Source organism: Aestuariibacter sp. GS-14 (assembly GCF_006494365.1).
In the GTDB taxonomy this organism is placed as follows: domain Bacteria; phylum Pseudomonadota; class Gammaproteobacteria; order Enterobacterales; family Alteromonadaceae; genus Alteromonas; species Alteromonas mangrovi.
In genome coordinates this window covers 289,395-310,168 of the sequence record NZ_VHIP01000001.1, presented here as the reverse complement: position 1 = coordinate 310,168, position 20,774 = coordinate 289,395, and the positions used below count along the sequence as shown (strand labels likewise).

Below are 20,774 nucleotides of genomic sequence, written 5' to 3'. Positions count from 1 at the left end.
AGAAGTATGATTGCAGCTCAAAAAATAGCGCAGGAAGAAAAAGACGTTGTCGACCGCTTCGATCTTCGCTCAAAACTGCGTTTTAATCAGGAAACAGGTAAAATTTGGTTAGGCGAGAGCCGGCTATTACTGCTACACGCCAAAGCGTTAATGGAATTGCGTACCAAGTTATTTGATTATTTGGATGACGATACGGTAAAGCGATTACTGATCCGCATAGGATTTGTTGCAGGTGAGCAGGATGCCGACTTGGCGCATAAGCTCGCCGACAACATTAACAGCTATGATGTATTCCGCATCGGCCCAGAGTTACACGCCTTTGAAGGGCATGTCAGATCGCATATTACCGAAGCGGAAATCGACTGGGAGACCGGGCGGTTCTTCGGTGAAGTGATAGTCGAAAATTCCTGGGAGGCAGAAGCGCAATTGCAATCTATGGGACTGTCTGACGATCCGGCTTGCTGGACAATTATTGGCTACGCCTCCGGATATACCAGCCGCTTCTTTCGTCGCTTTATTGTATTTAAAGAAACCCAGTGCATGTGCACAGGTGATCATCATTGTAAATTCGTTGGTAAACCCGCCGATTGCTGGGACGACGAAAGCTACATCGACTTGTTTCGTGATGACCCCCTGAATCCGTCTTTACGTCAGATTGAAAAAGAACTCAGTCAGCTTCGGGGGAAACGACAGGCTAATTACGACACTGACGGACTGGTGGGAGCATCGCCAGAGTTTACCAGTGCGCTTAACTTGTTAAAACGCGCTGCTGATTCGCCTATCAATGTGCTTTTGCTTGGTGAAACCGGTGTGGGTAAAGAAGTGTTCGCGCGTTGGTTGCATGAACACAGTGGCCGCAAAGAGAATGCATTTATTGCGGTAAACTGCGGTGCAATTCCCCACGAACTCATAGAAGCAGAGTTGTTTGGGGTGAAAAAAGGTGCGTTTACCGGGGCCCAGGAATCCCGCCCGGGTAGATTCGAACGCGCTGATGGAGGAACTCTGTTTCTTGACGAGCTGGGTGATTTACCTCTTTCAGCCCAGGTAAAACTGCTTCGAGTATTACAAAGTGGCGAGGTTGAACGCCTCGGTGATGATGTAGTCAGAAAAGTCAATGTCAGGCTCGTTGCGGCGACTAACGTAGATCTACAAAAGGCTATTAAAGAGGGTAAGTTTCGCGCCGATCTTTATTACCGCATTGCTACTTATCCGGTGAGTATTCCCCCGTTGCGGGATCGACGGGCGGATATCTTGCTTTTATGCAATGCCATGATCGATAAGTTTTCCCAAAGCTATCAAAAACGTCTGTCAGGCCTGTCTGAGCAGGCTATGCAGGTTCTGCGATTGTACGACTGGCCCGGTAATGTACGGGAACTGGAAAACGTTATTGAACGGGGTGTATTACTTGCTACCGAAGGCGGTTTAATCGAACTGGAACATTTGTTTGTCAGCCCGCCTGACATTGATGTTGATATTGAGCATCACAGTGTCAGTAAGGTAAATGACAAAGGATTGATTCAACCCCTTAGCTGTGAGGACCCGCAAAGTGATCAGTATTACGATGGGCTGATAGAGCAGGATGAGTTTAATCTGCACAAACACGAACAACAGATTTTTGAGGCGGCAGTGCGAAAAGCCAATGGCAATCTGACCCATGCCGCCCAGTATTTGGGTGTAACCCGTCGTCAACTCGCCTACCGAATCAACGAAAAACCCCGTTAAGCCATTCTATATACAGGTTGTCAGCAGCCCACTGACAACCTGTTTCACCTCTGCTATTTGCCACCTTCACTCAGTGTTTATTTTCGTCATACGAACAATTTTCTCGTCTTAATTGCGTTTACTTCACTTCAATTCTGGTTGCGTGCTTACTCATTAATACACGCATTACTTCAACCCTAAATTGTCACTGTTCCTCTCAGCATTACAAAAATGTAATGCCGTTAAAAGCGTTTAACAAAATCGTTAAATATTTATTAACAATTGATCGGTTTTAAACACTTACATTTGATAAATTTTAATAAATTCAGCGACTTAAATAGTTGGCATGGTATCTGTAATAGTTAACGCAATGTAACTCAAAAATGAAAAACAGAAACAAAAATTGGAGAACATATTATGGCGATGACAGGTGTATTACGGCCAGGGCATGTTGCAGTACGTGTATTAGATTTGGATGAAGCCGTTAAGTTTTATGGTGAGGTGATGGGGCTTGTTGAGACTGGTCGGGATGATCAGGGGCGTGTGTACTTTAAATGCTGGGACGAACAGGACCACAACAGCTATATCATTCGCGAAGCCGATCAGGCCGGTGTGGATTTTGTTGGCTTTAAAGTGCTGAACAGTGAAACCCTCAATAAGCTTGAAAAAGACCTAAATGCCTACGGCGTGGAGACTCGTCGTATTGAAGCGGGTGATATGCTGGAAACCGGTGAGCGTGTTCGATTTACCTTGCCATCGGGCCACGAGTTTGAGTTGTTTGCAGAGAAAACGAAAGTGGGCAACGGCATGGGACTCACTAACCCTGCGCCCTGGTATTCCCAAAGTGAGCACGGAATTGCGCCACTTCGCCTTGATCATATGCTGCTGTACGGACCTGATATCGCAAAGGTAAAAGCAATTTTTAAAGATGTACTGGGCTTTTTCCTGGTTGAGCGCGTGCTCGGGGAAGACAATCAAACTGAAATGGGAATTTGGCTGTCCTGTTCACATAAAGTACACGATATCGCTTTTGTTGAATATCCTGAGCCAGGCAAACTTCATCACACGTCATTCTTAATGGATAGCTGGGAGCAGGTGCTTCGTGCAGGTGACATTATGTCGATGAACGAAGTGGCTGTTGATATTGGCCCGACACGCCATGGTATCACCCGAGGCTGCACCATTTACGCCTGGGATCCATCCGGTAACCGCTTTGAAACCTTTATGGGCGGCTATCACCCTTACCCCGACTACGACACTATTACCTGGACCTGGGATAACTTCGCTCAGGGCCTGGATTACCCTCAGCGCAAATTACACGAAAGCTTCCTTACCGTAGTGAGCTAAGGATCCGGAGGGTAAATCATGAACGACAGTATTGCAGCGCCCAAAGAACAGTTCGACACATCATTGCATTTTGTGCGGGTAACGGGCAGGCGCGACGACGGATTTGTCGAGTTTGATTTTAGTGTAGGCCAGCCTGAAGTGGCGTTAGAAATGGTGCTCCGGCAACACGACTTTGAACAGTTCTGTGTCGAACAAAACGCGATCTTGCTTGAACAGGACAACCAGGGTTGTGATGACGAGGAAAAGCGCGCCTTCAATTGGAGTCTGCACGATGCCACCCATCATTTTCGTGGTGAGTAGCCATTCAGGTTAAGAGGAAAGAGTTATGCAAATAGATGTACAAACCGTCAATATCGAACAGAAAAATCAGACGTTTACACATTTGAAACGTCGCTTCGGCGACAAGAAAATACCATCGCGCTATCAGGAGGCGAGCTACGATCTGCAGGCCACAGAAAATCTACACTACAGGCCAACCTGGGCACCGGAACAGGAACTTTACGACCCCAATTTAAGTAAAATCCGGATGACTGATTGGTATGACTTAAAAGATCCACGCCAGTTTTATTACAGCACCTACACGCTGACACGGGCCCGGCAACAGGAAACCATGGAGTCAAATTTCAAAACGGTTGAGTCTCTTAATCTGATTGAGAATTTGCCCGATCAGGTACTGAAAATCGCTCAGGATCTGCTGATTCCTCTGCGTCACGTTAACTATGCGTCAAACTTAAACAACACCCTGGTTTGCGGTTACGGCTACGGTACCGTGTTTACCCAACCCTGTATTTACCATGCCATGGACAATCTTGGCATTGCCCAATATTTGTCACGTCTGGGCCTGATGATCGGCGATGTTGAATCACTTGAAGTTGCTAAACAGGACTGGATGAACAGTGATGCGTGGCAACCTCTGCGTCGTTCATTGGAAGATCTCATGTGCGTGCGCGATCCCGTCGAAGTATTTATTAAGCAGAACTTTGTTCTGGACGGGCTGCTTTACCCATTGGTGTATCAGCGCATCGCAGATAAACACCTGTTAGAACTTGGCGGCTCAGGTATCTCCATTCTTACCCAGTTCATGACCAACTGGTATCAGGAGTCGGTTCGCTGGGTAGACTCGGTATTGAAAACCATGGCCGATGAATCGCCGCAAAATAAAGCTGTACTGGAAGAGTGGGTAGGTAGCGCTGCTAATCATTTCACCTCTGTGTTATTGCCAGTCGTCGCGCTGGCTGTCCAAGGCAATGATGCCGACGAGCTGGTGAGTGAAGTTCATGATGAACTCATGACACGCGCCAGTAAAGCAGGCCTGTTCAGGTAGGAAGTCTCATGTCAACAGTATTTATTATTTTACAGGCTAACGAAGATACCCGCCCGATTGTTGATGCCATCGAGCAGGACAATCCACTCGCTGAAGTTATCCACGAGCCCGCCATGGTTAAAGTGCAGGCTGAGGGGCGTTTGGTTGTGCGTCGCGAAACCATCGAAGAAGAAATTGGCCGTGAGTTCGATATGCAGGAACTCAACATCAACCTAATTACGCTCAGCGGGAACGTCGATGAAGACGAAGACGCGCTGACACTCACCTGGAACAGCTAGGAGGTTATTGTGGATATTAAAAAGACCCCTCGAAAACTGAACGTTAAAGAGAAGTATCGCTTGATGACACGTGATCTGGCCTGGGAGCCAAGTTATCGCGATGAAAAAGAAATCTACCCCTACGTGGATTACGAAGGCATTAAAATTCACGATTGGTCTAAATGGGAAGATCCTTTCCGTTTAACGATGGATGCGTACTGGAAATACCAGGCTGAAAAGGAACGCAAGTACTACGCGATTATTGATGCTCACGCGCAGAATAATGGTCATTTGAATGTGACTGACGCGCGTTATTTAACCGCAATCAAGTTATTCCTGCAGGGGATTAGTCCGGGTGAATATGCTGCCCACCGGGGGTTTGCTCGAGTGGGACGTGAGTTTGCCGGAGTAGGCCCTCAGGTGGCCTGTCAAATGCAGTCGATTGACGAAATTCGCCACGCGCAGACTCAGGTTCATGCCATGTCGAATTACAACAAGTACTATAACGGCTTTAAGGATTTTGCGCAGCAGCGCGACCGCATTTGGTACACATCGGTACCGCGTTCATTTTTTGATGATGCCATGTCCGCCGGACCGTTTGAGTTTTTGATTGCAATTGGTTTCTCTTTTGAATACGTGCTTACCAACCTGCTGTTTGTGCCCTTTATGTCCGGTGCAGCATACAACGGAGATATGGCAACCTGTACGTTTGGCTTCTCTGCACAATCTGATGAAGCGCGTCATATGACGCTGGGCCTTGAATGCATTAAGTTTATGCTCGAACAGGATCCGGCCAACATTCCCATTGTGCAAAAATGGATTGATAAGTGGTTCTGGCGTGGTTGTCGTTTGTTGACGTTAGTGGCTGCCATGATGGATTACATGTTGCCCAAGCGCGTCATGTCCTGGCGTGAAGCCTGGAATATTTATGGTGTGGAAAACGGTAATGCATTATTCCGCGATTTAGCCCGCTATGGCATTCGTCAACCTATGCATTGGGATGATGTAGAAAAGTCAATTGACCATACTTCGCATCAAATCATGCTGGGATTGTATCAGTGGAAATTCGGTACCGCTTTCCATTCATGGACACCGACCGCCAGTGATATTGAGTGGTTAAAAGAAAAGTATCCAACAACTTTCGAACAATACTATTTGCCCCGCTGGGAGTATGCCATTGCTCAGAAAGAAGCAGGCGGTGAATACAATAACTTTGGTCTGCCCAAACTGTGTCAGACCTGTCAGCTTCCCTGCTTGTTTACGGAGCCGGATGATCCTACCCAACTGGCTCATCGCGAAACGGAATTTGAAGGTGAAAAATATCACTTCTGTTCTGATGGTTGTCAGCACGTATTCGACCAAGAGCCTGAAAAGTATGTTCAGGCCTGGTTACCCATGCCTGCGCTGATGCAAGCGCCGCTGAAAGGTGACCTGGCAGCCTGGATGGAATGGGTAAGCCTTGAACCAACCGCAGCGGGTGACTACGCCAACTCAGAAGACAAAGCAAACTTCGAAAAATGGCGTAAACAGGTGTCTACCGACTAACCAAAGTATGTAACAGCCATCTTCTACAGCAGGTGGCCAACGCCTCAATAAGACAGGCGATAGCAGGAGAATAATTATGGCAGTTGTCGCAAACGGCGAGTACAAATTTCCTTCCCAAGACAGAGTCGAAAATTTTTATGGGCATCAGTTGCTATTTGCATGTTGGGATCACCACATGCTTATGGCTGCTCCCTTTATGTTATTTGGTGCTCCCGACCAGAAATTGGGAGACATCCTTGAGCAGCAACTTAAGCCGCTCATGCAGCCTGACCCGGATTTCAACAAAATCGATTGGGATACCATTGAGTGGACCAAAAGCGGCAAACCCTGGACACCGGATTTCAATAAAACCGTGAAGGAAAATGGGTTGGTTCACAAGGAACAATTTCGTTTCAAAACCCCGGGTTTATCCACCTTGGTGAAGCCACAAGAAAGGCCTCAGGGAGAATAAGTATGAGCTTCGAAGTCACTATCGAACCGCTGGGGCAAACCGTAGAAGTGGATGAGGGCCAGACAATTCTGGATGCGGCATTGCGGGCGGGTATCTATCTGCCTCATGCCTGCTGCCATGGATTATGCGCTACCTGTAAAATTGAGGTGCTTGAAGGTGAGGTTGATCACGGCGAAGCATCGAGTTTTGCTCTTATGGACTTTGAGCGGGATGAGAATAAATGTCTCGCTTGCTGCGCAATACCAGAAAGCGATCTGGTTATTGAAGCAGAGATTGAAGACGATCCGGATTCCCGCAATCTGCCTGTTAAGGATTATCAATGTACGGTAAGTCGTATTGAAGATCTCACCCCAACCATTAAAGGTATCTGGTTAAAACTGGAAGATGTCGATGGCATTGATTTTCAGGCAGGGCAGTACATTAATTTGAATTTACCTGATGAAATCGGTAGCAGAGCATTCTCGATTGCCAGTACACCTGCTGAGTCCGGTGAAATTGAATTGAATATCCGCAAAGTGCCGGGAGGCGTAGGCACCGCCTTCATTCACGAGCAACTGCAAGTGGGCGATGACATTTCACTGAGTGGGCCATATGGTCGCTTCTTTGTGAAAAAATCCGCTCATATGCCCATGATATTTATGGCGGGCGGTTCGGGATTATCCAGTCCTCGCTCCATGATTGTAGAGCTGTTGGAGGAAGGCTGTGACCTCCCAATAACGCTTGTATATGGTCAGCGCACCCGCACTGAGCTTTATTATCACGACGAGTTTTTAGCGCTGGCAGAGAAGTTCAGCAATTTTACGTATATTCCCGCTTTATCAGATCCTGGTGATGAGCCCGACTGGGCTGGCGAAACCGGATTTGTTCATGAAGCTGCTCAACGGGCATTTGACGGCAACTTCAGTGGCCATAAGGCCTATCTGTGTGGACCGCCTCTTATGATCGACGCCTGCATAAACACGCTAATGCAGGGGCGGCTATTTGAAAGAGACATCTATACCGAGAAATTTATCTCAGCTGCCGATGCGCAACAAGTGCGCAGTCCATTGTTCAAAAACATTTAATCAGGTTACCCAACCATTGCACACAGGGATGTGTTTTTTTGTAACTTAATTCATACCCTCAGGGTATTAAGTTGTCAGGTAAATGGTATTAGACGGTATGTGTAGTGGGATTTACACTGACCCTATGTGTTATTGAGATGTAAATATAAATTTAAGGGCTTGCTCAAAGCCATAAGCGAGAATTGATATGCGCCAAGTAGATAATTTTATAAGAGGGGAGTTTGTTGCAGCCAGAGATGGTAAGCGATTTGACAAAGTATCTCCGGTTACAGGCAAAGTTATCGCCAGTATTGCCGAAGCTGGACGCAGTGATGTGAATGAGGCTGTACTTGCTGCAAAAGCGGCTTTATCAGGTGAATGGGCAACATTTACCACCAATCAACGCGTTGAAATGCTCTACGAAGTGGCAGATGAAATAACACGTCGATTCGAAGACTTTGTTGAAGCTGAAATGGCGGATACCGGCCAGCCATCGCATGTGATGCGTCATGTTTTTATTCCTCGCGGCGCGGCAAACTTCAAGATCTTTGCTGACACTATCAAAAACGTGCCAACGGAAAGTTTCATGCTGGATACACCAGATGGCGCTGGCGCGCTGAACTACGGTGTTCGCACCCCTAAAGGCGTGATAGGCGTTATCAGTCCGTGGAACGCGCCATTCATGTTAATGACCTGGAAAGTTGGGCCCGCCTTGGCATGTGGGAATACCGTGGTGGTTAAACCTTCAGAGGAAACGCCACTGACTTCGGTATTACTGGGCGAAGTGATGAACAAAGTGGGCGTACCCAAAGGTGTTTACAACGTAGTGAATGGTTTTGGACCGGATTCGGCAGGCGCATTCCTGACTGAGCATAAAGATGTCGATGCCATTACCTTCACCGGTGAGACCCGCACCGGTACTGCCATCATGAAAGCCGCGGCGGAAGGCACACGCGATGTGTCATTTGAAATGGGCGGCAAGAACGCGGGTATCGTGTTTGCTGACTGCGATTTCGATAAAGCGATCGAAGGTATCTCACGTTCAGCGTTCTTAAATTCCGGTCAGGTGTGTTTAGGCACCGAACGCGTTTACGTTGAACGCCCTATTTTCGACAAATTCGTATCCGCACTGAAAGAAAAAGCAGAAGCCGTTAACTACGGAAGGCCCGAAGACGCAGGCGTTAATTATGGCCCGCTAATCAGTAAAGAGCATCAGAACAAAGTGCTGTCCTATTACAACAAAGCAGTTCAGGAGGGCGCTACCGTGGTAACAGGGGGCGGCGTACCTGACGTGCCTGAGGCGCTGAAAGGCGGCAACTGGATCCAGCCCACAATCTGGACCGGCTTATCTGATGATGCAACGGTGGTTCGCGAAGAAATCTTCGGCCCTTGTTGCCACATTCGTCCCTTCGATACGGAAGAAGAGGTCGTTAATCTTGCCAACGATACTGAGTACGGGCTGGCTACTACCATTTGGACTAGCAATCTGCCCCGAGCTCATCGCATGGCGGCCAATATCGATGTAGGTATTTGCTGGGTGAACAGTTGGTTCCTGCGCGACCTGCGCACTGCATTTGGTGGTTCAAAACAATCAGGCATAGGCCGTGAAGGTGGGGTGCATTCCCTTGAGTTCTATACCGAATTGCGCAACGTGTGCATAAAACTATAGGGAACCATCATGGATAATTCGCAAATTAACACACTCGGGAATGCCTTGTATGAAGCTATGGTGTCCCGCAATACATTAGTGCCGTTCACTGAACAATACCCCGACATCACGCTGGAACAGGCTTATCAAATTCAGTTGCAGTTTATTCAGCGACGTCTCGATGCAGGCGAAAAAATAGTTGGTAAGAAAATCGGGGTAACCAGTAAAGCCGTGCAGGATTTTCTCGGTGTATTCCAGCCTGATTTCGGTCAATTAACCGACAAGATGGTGTATCAGGAAGGCGAAACGATTGACTTGAATGAGCTGATTCAGCCCAAAGCAGAGGCGGAACTGGCGATTGTATTAAAAGAAGATCTGATTGGTCCGGGGATCACCGCCATCGATGTTATCCGGGCAACGGATTATGTCAGTCCATGTTTCGAAATTGTCGATTCGCGTATCAATGACTGGAAAATCAAAATCCAGGATACGGTTGCAGACAATGCCTCTTGTGGCGTTTATGTGGTCAGCAACATTAAGGCAGATCCACGTAAAGTGGATATCACTATGGCAGGTATGACGCTTTACAAAAATGGCGAGTTGTTCTCAACGGGCGTTGGGGCTGCGGTGCAGGGTTCGCCGTTTAATGCGGTTGCCTGGCTGGCTAATACGCTAGGTGAACTGGGCATTCCGTTTAAAGCAGGTGAAGTGATCCTGTCGGGCTCTCAGTCTGCACTGGTCCCTGTCACCGACGGTGACGAGCTGGTGTGTCACATCGCCGGAGTGGGCGGTTGTAAAGTGAATTTTGCCGGGAGCACAAAAGTATGAAAACCAACTTAACGCAAGAGCAGATTGTACGTTTTTGTGAACGTGTAGAAGGCGCTCAGCGTCGCGCACATGATATTGCGATGCTCACCAAAGAATTTCCGCAGATGACGGTTGAAGACGGCTATGCCGTACAAAATGCATTGCGGGCGCGATTTATTGAGCAAGGTGAAAAACTGATTGGTTGGAAAGCGGGTTTAACCTCGAAAGCAAAAATGGTGCAGATGGGCGTAGATAAACCCTCGATCGGCTTTCTGACCGACGCCATGTCGCGCCCGGAAAACACCGCTATTAGCACACACGACATGGTTCATCCCAGAGTGGAATGTGAAGTGGCCTTTGTCACTAAAGCGGATTTAAGCGGTCCGGCCTGCACGCGCGCAGATGTATTGGCCGCTACGGATTTTGTTATGCCTGCGGTTGAAGTAATTGACTCGCGCTATGAAAACTTCAAGTTCGATTTACCCAGTGTGATAGCAGACAACAGCTCGTCGGCACGCTTCGTTGCAGGTGGTCGTCCCCGCTATGTTGATGATATCGAAGTCGATGGCATTGGTGTAGCGATGGAGCTCAATGGTGAAATTGTTGAAATGGGATCGTCCGCTGCCGTAATGGGGCATCCGGCTGATGCGGTAGCCATGGTCGTTAATATTCTGCACGACATGGGTGAAATCCTGCCCGCTGGCAGTTTTGTAATGAGCGGTGGGATTACCGCTGCCGTTGCGGTAAAGCCGGGAGATAACGTCATCGCACGTTATCAGGATTTGGGTAGTGTCAGTCTTCGGTTCGAGTAAGCCGGCTGATGAGGGAAAACATTCATGCCAATTCTTGAAATGCATCTGATGACCGGTCGAACCAAAGAACAGAAAGCGACAGCGGCCAAAGCGGTTACTGACGCCCTGGTTGAATCCCTTGGTGTAAAACGGGAGTCGGTTCGAATTTTGATCACGGAACATGGCGAACACGACTTTTTTGTCTCAGGCATGACAATGTCGGAGCGAGCGAGTGCCCAACAGTCTGTAGTACAGACGTTACCAGCAAATGCAGAGGGGAAATAGAAATGAAAAAGATTAAATGTGCTTTGATTGGGTCGGGCAATATCGGTACCGATTTAATGTATAAAGTAATGCGCAGTGAATGGTTGGAGCCTGTATGGATGGTCGGCATAGACCCTGCATCAGAAGGCCTGGCGAGAGCCAGTAAACTGGGTCTGAAAACCACTGCTGAGGGAGTGGATGGCTTGCTTCCTCATGTGGAAGAGGACGGCATCCAGATCGCCTTCGACGCAACCAGTGCGTATGTGCACGCGGAAAATAGCCGCAAACTGAATGCAAAAGGCGTAATGATGATTGACCTTACTCCCGCAGCAATTGGGCCGTTGTGTGTGCCACCCGTAAATTTGAAAGAGCACGCCGACAAACAGGAAATGAACGTCAATATGATTTCCTGTGCTGGTCAGGCAACTATTCCTATCGTAAACGCAGTATCTCAGGTTCAGGGTGTTGAATACGCTGAAATTATTGCCAGCTTGTCCAGTAAATCCATTGGAGCTGGTACTCGCGCTAACCTGGATGAGTTTACATTCACTACGTCAAACGCCATCGAAAAAGTCGGCGGTGCGAAAAAAGGCAAGGCACTGGCCATCATTAACCCGGCCGAGCCACCTATCATTATGCGTAACACGATTTATTGCCTGACGGAAGGCGAACCGGATAAGGCGGCGATCACAGCGTCCATCCTGAACATGATTGAGCAAGTACAGAAATATGTACCTGGCTACAAACTGGTAAACGGCCCCACGTTTTTTGATAACAAAGTAGCGGTATTTATGGAGGTTGCCGGGTTGGGGGATTATTTGCCCAAGTATGCAGGCAACCTGGACATTATGACGGCTGCCGCAACCCGCACGGCGGAGATGTTCGCCGAAGAAATCCTCAATGGCAAAATCACTTTAACCCCTGTGGAGGCTGCGTAATGACCAGTAAAAACATTATTTTGCATGACATGTGTTTACGCGATGGCATGCATGCCAAGAAAGAGCAAATCAGCGTTGAACAAATGGTCAAAGTCGCAACGGCGATGGACGCTGCCGGCGTACCTTATATTCAGGTTACTCACGGTGCCGGCTTAGGCGGGAACTCTCTGCAACATGGTTTTGCACTGGCCTCCAATGAAGAATATATCAGCGCGGTGGCAGACGCGGTTTCGAAGACGATAATTTCAGTGTTGCTGATCCCCGGCTTAGGCACTATGAGTGAACTAAAGTCGGCCTATGAAGCCGGCGCCAGAAGTGTACATGTAGCTACTCATTGTACAGAAGCCGACACTTCGCCGCAGCATATCGCCTTTGCCAGAGAGTTGGGCATGGATACGTCAGGCTTTCTGATGATGTCTCACCTGAACACGCCTAAGGGCTTAACAGAGCAAGCGTTATTAATGGAATCCTATGGGGCGAATACGGTGTATATCACCGATTCAGCAGGTTACATGCTGCCGGAAAATGTCACTGAAATCATTACCATGCTGAAAGACAAACTGAAACCTGAAACCGAAATCGGCTTTCACGGCCATCACAATCTGGGTATGGGGGTGGCAAATTCGGTTGCGGCTATTCAGGCTGGCGCGACACGTATAGATGCATCGGTTGCAGGATTGGGTGCAGGTGCTGGCAATACGCCACTTGAAGTACTGGCCGCGGTACTGGAACGAATGCATATCCCCACCGGGACGGATTTGTTCAAGTTGATGGACATCGCGGAAGACATTATTACACCCATGATGGACCACATGGTGAGGGTTGACCGGGATTCGTTAACGCTGGGTTACGCTGGTGTGTATTCCACTTTCTTGCTACACGCAAAACGCGCAGCTCAGATGTATGGGTTATCGGCTCGCGATATTTTGGTAGAGCTGGGGCGCAAGAAGATGATTGGTGGTCAGGAAGACATGATCCAGGATACAGCCATGACCCTGGCTAAAGCCAAAGGCCTGCTGAAAGAAGCGGTATAGGTGCTCGAATGTTGTATCAACACTTAGCTATTGTTGTAGGAGCAACCGGTACTTTCGGTACCGAAATTGTCAGGCAACTTACGGAGCAGGGCTTGCATGTACTGGCGGTTGGCCGAAGCGCAGACGCGCTGACGACACTCGCTTCGCAATTTGCCCAAGTGAGTATTTGCCAGGCTGATATAAGCAATGATAGTGCGATAGACGCTATCGGGGCAGCTATTGATCGCCCGGTTAAAATGGTTGTTCATGGCCCGGGTGTGACGGTAGCGGGAGGAATTCTAACCGCCCCAACTTCAGCGATGGTCGATGCGGTGAATATTAAAGTGGGTGGCATTCTGCGGCTTACCCGGGCTGCCGATGATCATTTTACGCAATCCGCTCGCATCGTAGCAATTGGCGGGCATTATGGATTGGAACCAACGGAGTACGCAGCCTCTGCAGGGGTGGCAAATTCAGCATTGGTGAACGTAATGCGCCAGCTATCCATTGCTTATGGTCGCAGAGGAATCAGCGCTCATACCATCGCGCCTGGACCGGCTGACAGCGAGCGCTTGCGAAGGGTTGTTACTGCGCGGGCAGAACAGCGCGGTGTGGCTGTGGAAGAAGTACTGGATGAATTACTCGATGAATCATCAATTCACCAGTTTACTACCGCTGATCAGGTGGCCTGGGCTGTGTGCAACTTATTGGATGACCGTGCAATTGGTATGACTGGCTCAACTATCATGTTGGATGCCGGCCGTCGTAAAGGTTTGCCATAGGAGTGTTTTGTTATGCCAATCGTTAAATTTCATCTCGTGGATTTCGATATTTGTGACGAGCAAATTGAGAAAATTGTAGAACAAGCTACGGCTATTTATGCTGATGTGCTGGACAGCCCCATCGACAGAATACGCGTATTTATTGAATTACATGCGCCAAACCTGGTTGGTGTGGGTGGCAAGCTGGTGAGTCAAGGCGGTCCAAACGCGCCGTTTTTTGAGTTTATAGTGCTCAAGGGGCGCACTATCGAGCAACGGCAAGCCATTGCCGCCCGCTTCACCGATATGCTGGTTGCTGTATTAAATGTGAATAAGCGTGATGTTCGTGGCAATTGTTTCACTGTAGAGGCTGAAAACTGGTGTATCGCCGGTCAGTTGGCTTCTGACGTGCGCAAAGCCGAAATCGAAGCCAGAGCGGCCAATCAATCAGCGGGCTGATTGATTGGTTTACAACACTGCGGGGCGCAGCTATGCCATTCAGGATCGAGATTGCCAATACTCAGGATTACTTTCTTTGCGGGCCTGACGAATCACTATTACATGGCATGGTGCGCTATGCAGGTAAAGGGATCCCGGTTGGATGTCGAGGTGGTGGCTGCGGTGTGTGCAAAATTGAAGTAATAGCGGGTGAGTATCAAACAAAGAAAATGAGTGCGCAGCATGTCAGTACAGATGAACTTAGTGCTGGTATTGTGTTGGCGTGTAAGGTATTCCCTGATTCAGACATGACAATCGATGTCATTGGCAAATGTAAATACCGGATTGAAAAATGCGGGGCAACGCAAAGCCTGGCATCAAATACCCCTTAAGTTTTTCCTGACTATTTGTATGTCGTTAATTGAAAATGTCATTCTGGCAAACGACATGCATTTACTTTTTTGATTCCCGCTTTATTTTTTCGCCGCCATTTTTTTGGCAATCCTACTCAGCTCTTTGAATTTATTGGCATTTGCAAGTTGGTCTGGCTTTTGCTGTATCCAGTCATAATCGTCAAAGAGTTGTCACCGTTTTTCATTGTTCGGTGAAATACACACATTCAGGAGCCGTTATGGACGTTAAAGCCAACAGTTTGTATCAGGAAATGCAGGCTATGATCGCGCAGACCCGTCTGGACGTAAATCCGCAGCCTCAGTTGGATCTGAATACTTCCAAAAGTGACTTTGCACAGTTGCTGAATAATGCCATTGAAAAAGTGAATGGTATGCAGCTTGAATCGAAAGATATGCAGCAACGCTTTGAAATGGGTGACCGCTCGTTAAGTATGGCAGATGTCATGCTGGCCAAGGAAAAGTCCGGGATCGCCTTTGAAGCGACCGTTCAGGTAAGAAACAAAGTGCTGGAAGCCTACAAGCAAATCATGAATATGCCGGTGTAAGTGGAGTAATTAACTGTGGCTGAAGCAACGGGTACTAATCTGACAGTAAGCGACTCAATGGGCGCTGGCGGCGAGACTGAACAAAAGTCTGGCTTTATGGATACCATTAATAATACCGACATGATGCGTCAGATGACTCTGGTAGTTGTGTTGGTAATATCGGTAGCGATTGCCATTTTTGTCATTGTATTTGTACAGGAACCTGATTTACGGCCATTAGCCAAAATGGATACGGAAGAGCTGATCGAAACGCTCGATTATCTGGATGCCAATCAAATTAAATACAAGCTTGAAGGCAATATTGTTCATGTACGCGTAGATGAGTATCAGAAAATCAAGCTGGGCATGAGTCGTGAGGGATTGGCGCAGGCCGAGCAGGAAGGCGCTGATATCATTATGCAGGACATGGGCTTTGGCGTGAGTCAGCGGGTTGAAATGGAGCGCTTAAAGCACGCCCGTGAAAAACAAATTGCCGCCACTATTGAAGACATTGCCAGTATTAAAAAGGCCCGTGTATTATTGGCGCTGCCCAAAGAAAATGTGTTTGCCCGTCGTGAGAAAAAGGCCAGTGCTACCGTTGTACTTACTGCCAACCGCGGTGCGGCGATCAGCGGTGAAGAAGTGGATGCGGTGGTAGACATCGTGGCGTCTGCTGTACAAGGCATGGAACCCGAGCGTGTAACCGTTACCGATAGCAACGGCCGCTTGCTGAATTCTGGTTCTCAGGATTCGCTGAGTGCCAGAGCGCGCAAAGAATATGAAATTGAGCGTCAGCGCGAAACCGAATATCAGGAAAAAATTGACGCGATTCTGATCCCCGTGATTGGGATTGGCAACTACACTGCGCAGGTTGACGTAACCATGGATTTTACCGCCGTTGAGCAAACTCAGCGCCGCTACAACCCGGATTTGCCTGCCGTGCGCAGTGAAATGGTAGTAGAAGAAAACTCCGTAGGCTCTATTGCGGCAGGTATCCCCGGCGCAGTAAGTAATCAGCCGCCGCTTGATTCCACCATACCTGAGCAGGCCGGTGGCAATGGCCAGGTTGCGCCGGTGCCGGGTCGCACCACCAAAGAATCTACCCGCAACTATGAACTGGATACCACTATCAGCCATACTAAGCAGCAAACCGGTGTGATTCGCAGATTAAGCGTGTCGGTAGCGGTGGATTATCTGCAAACCAGTGGTGAAGATGGCACGGTAACCAGCGAAGCCCGCAGCCCGGAAGAACTGTTAAGTATTCGTCGCTTATTACAAGGCGGCATTGGTTTTGACGTTACCCGTGGTGACAGTTTAGAAGTGGTCAGCATGCCTTTCAGCCGCATCGATACCGGTATGGAAGAAGAACTGCCGCTGTGGGAGCAGCCGTTTTTTATGCCACTGGTGAAGTGGGTAATGGGCGGTTTAGTGGTACTTACGCTAATATTGGCTGTGATCCGTCCAATGTTGTCACGCTTAATCAACCCTGCCGATTCGAAAGCAGGCGACGACTTCGACGCTGATGAAGGACTGGATTTGGGTGACGACACTATTAATATGCTGTCGCAGGAATTTGATGAAGGTCAGGTAGGCTTTGCGCCAGATGGCTCGCTGATGTTACCTGATTTACATAAAGATGAAGATGTCCTGAAAGCCGTTCGCGCGCTGGTGGCCAATGAGCCGGAGCTGTCTGCGCAGGTGGTGAAAGGCTGGTTAATGCAGGATGAGTAAGGGGTAAAACCATGGCAGAACAACTCGCTACACAACAACAAAAAGAACCTGCCTACGACGTCAGTAAATTAGAAGGCGTCGAGAAAGCGGCCATTTTGCTGCTCAGTTTGTCTGAAGAAGATGCCGCACAGATCCTCAAGCACCTGGAACCCAAACAGGTGCAAAAGCTAGGGGCCGAAATGGCCCGCATAGAGGATATGACGCAAGCAAAAATTACTGCCGTACATAAGAACTTTATTGATGAGATCCAAAATTACTCGACCATCGGATTCCAAAGCCAGGACTTCGTAAAACGCGCATTAACCGCAGCATTGGGCGAGGACAAAGCTGCCAACCTGATCGATCAGATCCTGATGGGCTCCGGGGCCAAAGGTCTGGACTCGCTCAAATGGATGGACTCCAAGCAGGTTGCCAGCATCATTCGCAACGAACACCCGCAGATCCAAACTATCGTATTGTCTTATCTGGAACCGGAGCAATCCGCCGAAATTTTGTCGCAGTTCCCGGAAAAAGTGCGTCTGGATTTGTTAATGCGTGTGGCAAACCTGGAAGAAGTTCAACCAGCAGCTTTGCAGGAACTGAACGAAATCATGGAGAAACAATTCGCTGGTCAGGCCGGTACGCAGGCAGCGAAAATGGGCGGCCTGAAGTCGGCGGCCGATATCATGAACTACCTCGATACCAATATCGAAGGACAGTTGATGGACGCTATCCGCGAGCAAGACGAAGAACTGAGCCAACAAATTCAGGATCTTATGTTTGTATTCGACAACCTGGTGGATGTGGACGACAGGGGAATTCAGGCCATTCTGCGAGAAGTGCAGCAAGACGCGCTGCTTAAAGCCATTAAAGGCGCCGACGAAGAGCTTAAAAACAAAATTACCAAAAATATGTCTAAACGCGCGGCTGAAATGCTGGTGGATGATTTGGAAGCGCTGGGACCGGTGCGGATCAGTGAAGTGGAAACTGCTCAGAAAGAAATTCTGTCTGTGGCCCGCCGACTGGCTGACGCCGGTGAAATTATGCTTGGCGGAGGCGGTGGTGAAGAGTTCCTCTAACACCGGCATGATGTATGACAACCATTAAACGTTTTACGCTGGAAGAACTCGAAGGTGCCCGTGACTGGGAATTGCCCCATGTTGACAATCCCGAAGAGCTGGATCTTACGCGCACCAATGCGTTAAATCGCCGCAGTGACTGGAAATACGAACCACCCGAAGCGCCGATAGAAATTCTGCCCCCTACCGCAGAAGAAATTGAAGCTATTCGCCAGGCCGCCTACGATGAAGGTTTCGCAGAAGGTAAACAAACCGGATACGACGAAGGCAAAGCAGAAGGTCTGGAAGCCGGTAAAACGGAAGGGCTGGCCCAAGGCCATGACGAAGGCCTGAAGCGAGGGCTTGAGGAAGGTCAGGCACAGATCAATCAGCAATCTGAATTGTGGCAATCCCTGGCCGATAAACTGCACGAACCTTTGCTTCAGATAGACGCACAGGTGCGCAAAGAAATCGTTAAGTTGGCGGTAGCATTGGCGCGCTCGGTTATTCGTACCGAAGTGACGTTATCTGAACAGGTTATTTTGCAAGCCCTCAGCGAAGGGCTTAAGGCACTGCCTGTGGAAGAAACGCAGTTTAAAATTCACATGCACCCTGACGATATTGCATTGGTCACTGCGCATTTCGGGGAAGATACCCTGCAAAACAAAGGCTGGACCTTAATTGAAACCCCGGCGCTTGCTCGCGGCGGATGTGACATTGTTACCAAAAACAATGCCGTGGATCTGTCGGTTGAACGCCGCTGTAAAAACGTACTGGATAAATTCTTGTTAGAGCAAGGCTTATCTGATGAGCGTTAGTTTGCTTTCACACCTGCAGCAACTGCAAAAGCAGGTACCGAATCCTCCCATTGTCGCGGCTGGGAAACTGGTTCGTGGTATTGGCTTAACCCTTGAAGCAGTAGGCTGTCAGTTGCCTGTTGGCAGCCAGTGTATGGTACAAACCGTTGACGGCGAAATTGAAGCTGAAGTAGTAGGTTTTGGTGAGCATATTACCTATTTAATGCCCACCGAAGCGGTACGCGGCATTGTTCCGGGCTCCCGGGTATTGCCCCTGAACCGCGATAGCGGTTTGGCGGTTGGGCTGGGATTACTGGGACGCGTCATTGACGGTAACGGTCAGCCGCTGGATGGTCTGGGGCCGGTGGAAAGTACCACCCGTGTGCCTACCGTAAAGCCGCCTATCAATCCACTTACGCGCCGCCCGATTAACACGCCGATGGATGTTGGGGTACGTGCAATTAATGCCCTGAACACCGTTGGCATTGGTCAGCGAATGGGCCTGTTTGCCGGTAGCGGGGTAGGGAAAAGTGTACTGCTTGGCATGATGACACGTGGTGCTAAAGCTGATGTAGTGGTGGTTGGCCTGGTGGGTGAACGGGGGCGGGAAGTAAAAGAATTTATTCACGACATTCTGACACCTGAAGAGCGCGAGCGCGCTGTCGTGGTGGCTGCGCCTGCCGATACGTCCCCGTTAATGCGTTTAAAAGGCTGCGAAACCGCAGTGACCGTGGCGGAATTTTTCCGCGACCAGGGTATGAATGTGTTGCTGTTGATAGATTCTCTGACGCGTTATGCCATGGCGCAGCGTGAAATAGCACTGGCTGTAGGGGAACCGCCAGCAACCAAAGGCTACCCGCCATCAGTGTTTGCCCGCCTACCAGCTTTGGTTGAGCGCGCGGGCAATGGCAGCGAAAATCAGGGGGCAATTACGGCTTTCTATACTGTATTAACAGAAGGCGATGACCTTCAGGATCCGATTGCCGATGCAGCGCGGGCGATATTGGACGGCCATGTTGTACTGTCGCGTCAATTGGCTGACAGTGGCCACTATCCGGCTATAGATATCGAAGCGTCCATTAGCAGGGTTATGCCGCAAGTCGTCAGTGAAGAACACTTGTTGCAGGCGCGTCGCATCCGGCAGGTGTATTCAACTTATCAGCAAAACAAAGACCTGATCACACTGGGGGCCTACACCCGTGGCACCGACCCCAGAGTAGATCTTGCTATTAATGCAGAGCCCGCCATCAATGCCTTGTTGCAGCAAGGTATGAAACAGGTATTGCCCTATGACGAGAGTCTGGCGGCCATGGCAAAGCTGGCCGGTGGCCTTGGAAAGGGGTGAGTAAATGAGCCGCACTAAGGTTGCCCAATCGCTTCAGCAAATGTCGGTAGTACTTCGATTTGAAATCGATAAAGAAAAAAATACGCTTAACGCGTTCAACATTGCCCAGCAATATCATCAGCAACAAAAAGCCAAATTGGCGAGCTTGCAACAGTACCGATTGGAGTACATGCGTCAGTTACAGCAAGAAGGTGGCAAGGGTGTTGGCGCACGGCATTATCAACAGAAGTTGTCGTTTGTGGCCAAACTCGATAAGGCCTGTGAGCAGCAAAATCAAATTATTGCCCAAGCCAGTGTGGTTGCCAGTCAACGCAAGCGTCAATGGCTAACCCAGCAACGCAAGCGGCAGGCCGTTGAAAAGCTCATTGATAAAAAACAAGGCACACTTGTGCAACTCGAAAACCGTCAGGAACAACAACTGAACGACGAGTTTGCTTTGCAGCGTATTCTGCGAAATCAGTATCTGGCGGGCTAACGTTACCTCAATGAGGCCGCCTAGCGCTCGCATATGCACGGTTATTTCCAAAGTTGGAACGGTCTTTGCTGTTATGTTTAGCATAAAAGTAACAAGCACCAATTATCAAGTAGTTAGGTGATGA

General features: G+C 48.9%; 23 protein-coding genes. All 23 read left to right on the top strand.

Annotated elements, in window-relative coordinates:
- Nucleotides 1-6 precede the first annotated feature (6 nt).
- The 23 genes from FJ444_RS01345 to fliJ all read left to right on the top strand — a co-directional run bounded on the left by FJ444_RS01345 (nucleotide 7) and on the right by fliJ (nucleotide 20,650).
- Nucleotides 7-1,722, top strand: coding sequence for a sigma-54-dependent Fis family transcriptional regulator (locus FJ444_RS01345; protein WP_140956111.1), 1,716 nt, complete (start codon nucleotides 7-9; stop codon nucleotides 1,720-1,722).
- Between the two features lie 396 nt (nucleotides 1,723-2,118).
- Nucleotides 2,119-3,048 (top strand): catechol 2,3-dioxygenase, encoded by a 930-nt coding sequence (locus FJ444_RS01340; RefSeq protein WP_140956110.1) that lies wholly within the window; start codon nucleotides 2,119-2,121, stop codon nucleotides 3,046-3,048.
- Nucleotides 3,049-3,066: 18 nt separating this feature from the next.
- Entirely contained in the window at nucleotides 3,067-3,348 is a 282-nt protein-coding gene (locus FJ444_RS01335) for a phenol hydroxylase subunit (protein WP_140956109.1), read from the top strand.
- A gap of 25 nt (nucleotides 3,349-3,373) precedes the next feature.
- Nucleotides 3,374-4,372: a phenol hydroxylase gene (locus FJ444_RS01330; protein ID WP_140956108.1), complete on the top strand. Its 999-nt coding sequence runs from the start codon at nucleotides 3,374-3,376 to the stop codon at nucleotides 4,370-4,372.
- Between the two features lie 8 nt (nucleotides 4,373-4,380).
- Complete coding sequence (locus FJ444_RS01325; RefSeq protein ID WP_140956107.1) at nucleotides 4,381-4,650, top strand: MmoB/DmpM family protein; 270 nt, start codon at nucleotides 4,381-4,383, stop codon at nucleotides 4,648-4,650.
- Between the two features lie 9 nt (nucleotides 4,651-4,659).
- Nucleotides 4,660-6,174, top strand: a complete 1,515-nt coding sequence (locus FJ444_RS01320; RefSeq protein WP_140956106.1) for a YHS domain-containing protein — start codon at nucleotides 4,660-4,662, stop codon at nucleotides 6,172-6,174.
- A gap of 76 nt (nucleotides 6,175-6,250) precedes the next feature.
- Nucleotides 6,251-6,625 (top strand): phenol hydroxylase subunit P4, encoded by a 375-nt coding sequence (locus FJ444_RS01315; protein WP_140956105.1) that lies wholly within the window; start codon nucleotides 6,251-6,253, stop codon nucleotides 6,623-6,625.
- A gap of 2 nt (nucleotides 6,626-6,627) precedes the next feature.
- Nucleotides 6,628-7,689 carry an NADH:ubiquinone reductase (Na(+)-transporting) subunit F gene (locus FJ444_RS01310; RefSeq protein ID WP_140956104.1) on the top strand — a complete coding sequence of 354 codons (1,062 nt, stop codon included), beginning with the start codon at nucleotides 6,628-6,630 and terminating at the stop codon, nucleotides 7,687-7,689.
- 187 nt (nucleotides 7,690-7,876) lie between these two features.
- Nucleotides 7,877-9,337 (top strand): 2-hydroxymuconic semialdehyde dehydrogenase, encoded by a 1,461-nt coding sequence (locus FJ444_RS01305; RefSeq protein WP_140956103.1) that lies wholly within the window; start codon nucleotides 7,877-7,879, stop codon nucleotides 9,335-9,337.
- A gap of 9 nt (nucleotides 9,338-9,346) precedes the next feature.
- Entirely contained in the window at nucleotides 9,347-10,144 is a 798-nt protein-coding gene (dmpE, locus tag FJ444_RS01300; protein WP_140956102.1) for a 2-oxopent-4-enoate hydratase, read from the top strand.
- Entirely contained in the window at nucleotides 10,141-10,935 is a 795-nt protein-coding gene (gene dmpH, locus FJ444_RS01295) for a 2-oxo-3-hexenedioate decarboxylase (protein WP_140956101.1), read from the top strand. Before dmpE ends, dmpH begins: the two co-directional genes overlap by 4 nt.
- Nucleotides 10,936-10,959: 24 nt before the next feature.
- Nucleotides 10,960-11,199 (top strand): tautomerase family protein, encoded by a 240-nt coding sequence (locus tag FJ444_RS01290; protein WP_140956100.1) that lies wholly within the window; start codon nucleotides 10,960-10,962, stop codon nucleotides 11,197-11,199.
- A gap of 2 nt (nucleotides 11,200-11,201) precedes the next feature.
- Nucleotides 11,202-12,116, top strand: a complete 915-nt coding sequence (locus FJ444_RS01285) for an acetaldehyde dehydrogenase (acetylating) (protein ID WP_140956099.1) — start codon at nucleotides 11,202-11,204, stop codon at nucleotides 12,114-12,116.
- Nucleotides 12,116-13,150, top strand: coding sequence for a 4-hydroxy-2-oxovalerate aldolase (gene dmpG / locus FJ444_RS01280; RefSeq protein WP_140956098.1), 1,035 nt, complete (start codon nucleotides 12,116-12,118; stop codon nucleotides 13,148-13,150). Before FJ444_RS01285 ends, dmpG begins: the two co-directional genes overlap by 1 nt.
- Before the next feature lie 8 nt (nucleotides 13,151-13,158).
- Nucleotides 13,159-13,911, top strand: a complete 753-nt coding sequence (locus FJ444_RS01275) for an SDR family NAD(P)-dependent oxidoreductase (protein WP_140956097.1) — start codon at nucleotides 13,159-13,161, stop codon at nucleotides 13,909-13,911.
- Nucleotides 13,912-13,923: 12 nt separating this feature from the next.
- A complete protein-coding gene (locus FJ444_RS01270; RefSeq protein ID WP_140956096.1) occupies nucleotides 13,924-14,349 on the top strand; it encodes a tautomerase family protein in 426 nt (141 codons plus the stop codon).
- Nucleotides 14,350-14,381: 32 nt separating this feature from the next.
- On the top strand, nucleotides 14,382-14,720 hold the full coding sequence (locus tag FJ444_RS01265; protein ID WP_140956095.1) for a 2Fe-2S iron-sulfur cluster-binding protein: 339 nt from the start codon (nucleotides 14,382-14,384) through the stop codon (nucleotides 14,718-14,720).
- A 239-nt stretch (nucleotides 14,721-14,959) separates the two neighbouring features.
- Nucleotides 14,960-15,286 (top strand): flagellar hook-basal body complex protein FliE, encoded by a 327-nt coding sequence (fliE, locus tag FJ444_RS01260; RefSeq protein WP_140956094.1) that lies wholly within the window; start codon nucleotides 14,960-14,962, stop codon nucleotides 15,284-15,286.
- A 15-nt stretch (nucleotides 15,287-15,301) separates the two neighbouring features.
- Nucleotides 15,302-16,996, top strand: a complete 1,695-nt coding sequence (fliF, locus tag FJ444_RS01255) for a flagellar basal-body MS-ring/collar protein FliF (RefSeq protein ID WP_140956093.1) — start codon at nucleotides 15,302-15,304, stop codon at nucleotides 16,994-16,996.
- An 11-nt stretch (nucleotides 16,997-17,007) separates the two neighbouring features.
- Nucleotides 17,008-18,054 (top strand): flagellar motor switch protein FliG, encoded by a 1,047-nt coding sequence (gene fliG, locus FJ444_RS01250; RefSeq protein WP_140956092.1) that lies wholly within the window; start codon nucleotides 17,008-17,010, stop codon nucleotides 18,052-18,054.
- 14 nt (nucleotides 18,055-18,068) lie between these two features.
- Complete coding sequence (gene fliH, locus FJ444_RS01245; protein ID WP_140956091.1) at nucleotides 18,069-18,851, top strand: flagellar assembly protein FliH; 783 nt, start codon at nucleotides 18,069-18,071, stop codon at nucleotides 18,849-18,851.
- Nucleotides 18,841-20,175 (top strand): flagellar protein export ATPase FliI, encoded by a 1,335-nt coding sequence (gene fliI / locus FJ444_RS01240; protein WP_140956090.1) that lies wholly within the window; start codon nucleotides 18,841-18,843, stop codon nucleotides 20,173-20,175. The genes fliH and fliI overlap by 11 nt, the downstream gene beginning before the upstream one ends.
- Nucleotides 20,176-20,179: 4 nt before the next feature.
- Complete coding sequence (gene fliJ, locus FJ444_RS01235; protein ID WP_140956089.1) at nucleotides 20,180-20,650, top strand: flagellar export protein FliJ; 471 nt, start codon at nucleotides 20,180-20,182, stop codon at nucleotides 20,648-20,650.
- Nucleotides 20,651-20,774 lie beyond the last annotated feature (124 nt).